The organism is Amphibacillus marinus (assembly GCF_900110345.1).
Taxonomy (GTDB): Bacteria; Bacillota; Bacilli; order Bacillales; family Amphibacillaceae; genus Amphibacillus_D; species Amphibacillus_D marinus.
On record NZ_FODJ01000023.1, the window covers coordinates 1 to 2659 of the forward strand.

2 protein-coding genes and 1 pseudogene are annotated in these 2659 nt (G+C 37.4%); all 3 read right to left on the reverse strand.

Translation table 11 applies throughout. From position 1 onward, the window contains the following. Window positions 1-367: 367 nt before the first annotated feature. The gene (locus tag BM000_RS16500) at window positions 368-898 is read right to left on the reverse strand and encodes an SseB family protein (RefSeq protein WP_091500428.1); all 531 of its coding nucleotides are present in this window, start codon (window positions 896-898) and stop codon (window positions 368-370) included. Between the two features lie 137 nt (window positions 899-1035). Next, window positions 1036-1488: a hypothetical protein gene (locus tag BM000_RS16505; RefSeq protein ID WP_091500430.1), complete on the reverse strand. Its 453-nt coding sequence runs from the start codon at window positions 1486-1488 to the stop codon at window positions 1036-1038. Window positions 1489-1501: 13 nt separating this feature from the next. Next, window positions 1502-2659, reverse strand: a pseudogene (locus BM000_RS16905) (hypothetical protein); the annotation flags it as partial.

Genomic DNA, 2659 nt, shown 5'->3' on the forward strand with positions numbered 1-2659 from the left:
CTGTAAATCACTACGTACCTCGCGGCATAACGCACGGGTATCATCCCGAAAGTCTCGGACTTCCGCCATATTAACACGGGTTACCATTCGGCTTCTCCTCCTTATAGTGTAAAGCATGACCTAATAAAAAGCACCTAGGCTCTGCTTTATTTTTAAAAAACACAGAAAAACTGCTTTCCTGTTTTAGAAAGCAGCTTTTTACTTTGGGTATACTGTTTAATCTGTTGAATTCTTTACGTTGAACTTAAGCTATTAACTATAAAAAACTCTCACTTTACAAGTTGTTTTTTACAAGAAATAAAACTAATTTACTTCATTTTGTCGTTAGTTAATCAACGAGCCAGTGCAATTATAAGTTTTTTATATCTTATTTTACTGTGTAGAAGGGAGATACATCTTGTATAGCTTGTTTACTAAAACTATCTTCTAATGGCATGATATCTAGAAACATATCCTTGTCTAAATATTTCTTCACAATAGTATTTATATCTTCGATAAACACATTAATTCCAATAGATCTCATATTGTCTCGATTCAAAATGACGTTGTAAGAATTTAGATTAATGACCACTCCATTCCATAAGGGGTTATCAAAGAGTAACTTTTGATAGTCTTTCCACTCTACTAACCACCCATCAACATGTTCAAAGTTTGGGAAACCTTTTAAATCTACCCATTCTGTAAATAGCGGAATATAGTTATCTCCATTTGTTTGTTGTAAATTTAAAATACTTATATTAGTATTTTCATCACTGTTATCTTTGATAATAGGGATTAATAAAGTACTTTTCTTTAAATATTTTAAAAAATTAGTTTCTGATTCAACTGAATTTGTAGCTTTTAACTGCTCAATAATACTATTTAGCTTTTCATTCTTTAAAGGTTTATTTATATTCATAATCTATTCTCATCTTTCGCATAATATTTTCCATCAGGAAAGTTTCTAACAAAACCTTGTGCAGGAAAATCCGGATATTTTACTTCCCATAGAGTGCCACAACAACTGCAAACATATCGAATAGTACAGCTCCTTTGTTATTTTAAAATAGGTTGTAACCATAACTCCGTAATATCTCCGTTTTTATTAATTCCCATTATAGTGTTTGGGAAAAATTCTACATAACTAGTTTTGAGAGAATTATTATCTCCTCCAAATCTTAGCCAACCGCTACTCTTATCATAGTCTGTTTCCCATGAATTTGCTCCAGCTATCCTCATACTATCACCAGAATCTATATCTCTATTCAAAACAACTTTGCCTTGAGTAGCTTTAGGAGGTGTTAAATCAACTGATTTCCAATTAAAATTATGGTGGAATCCCCAAACTTGTGTGGATTCATTAGTTTCGGAATCAAAACCGATATATATATATCCTACTAAAATAGTTATATCGGAATTTATACTGGGTTCTGACAAGAACTCATGTGAACTTTCTAAGTAAATTAATTTTCCTTGAGTTCCAATTTTTGATTTAATAATTGCAAACATTTATTTTCCTCTCCTATTTGGTAAAATTGAAATGCACAATTTTATTCGTATCTAAATCTACTACTAGTTCCCAAATCCCCTGTCCACGACCATTAAATGATCCTGGTACATCCCATCGCAAACCATTAGGCAACGAAACATCTTTTACTGGAATTCTTGAATCCATAATTTCTTGTAGTAGCAAATTAGTTCCTTTTGAATTAACGTAAGGACGAGATAGTTCTCCTGCATTAACACCTTTTTTAATTATATCTGTTGAATGATTACTAACTGTTTCTGTCATTGTCAATTCTGTTGCTTTCGGTGTTTTTAAATTCTCAGCCCCACTTGCTTGCTTATCCCCATTCAAAACAACCTGATCTTTCTGCTTATTAACCTCCCCATTCACCGTCTGTGCTTGTGGCTTCGTTTCCGCTTGTTGATTCACATGCCCATTCTGAGCCTGCACACGTTGCTGTTCTTCAACCTTTATCTGCTGTCGCCCAAGCTTTGTCAACGTCCGATACGAACCATAGGTAAACCCTAACACCAACAACGCCTGACCCCATTCATCTTCCTGTGTCCATTCAACCGCTCCCTGCGCAACGGCTGCGCCGGTCATGATCCAACTGAATGGGAAGACAAGCTTTTCACCGGTCACATAATTGACACCTTTGCACCACGCAGCATTGACTTTCGCTAAGTAGGTATCCTGATCAATCAGCACAAATTGATCGGGATTTAGCTGGTTACCCTCCTGCTGCAAAAAACGATACAGCTCCTGATTTTGCACCCCATAGCCCGTTAATCTATCTTCAAGATGCCAAATCATCACAGGCTCGCCATCTAGCCCTGTTGAGATACGACCATAGACATGGTAAGCCTTTAGCTCTGCCATGTATACCGCATGCGTATCGGCTAACTGCCGTTCCACACCCGGGTGTTGACGGGCATGATGAGGCTGTTGAGCCTTTTCTCGCTTTACAATTTGTTGGTAATGACCTAGCTCACCAAATGCTGGTTGCGTTATGACATGCTGATAATGCCCGCCCCGTAAAGGCGCTGGCACCTTCTTCGTTTGATTGAGCGTTTGCCGGAGCTGGTTTAACACCTGCTCAATCTGACTGTGCTTTTTTTGGCGATCAAAGCCGCTCAGATCATCCAGCACCTCGCTGATATGATCACGGGTTCC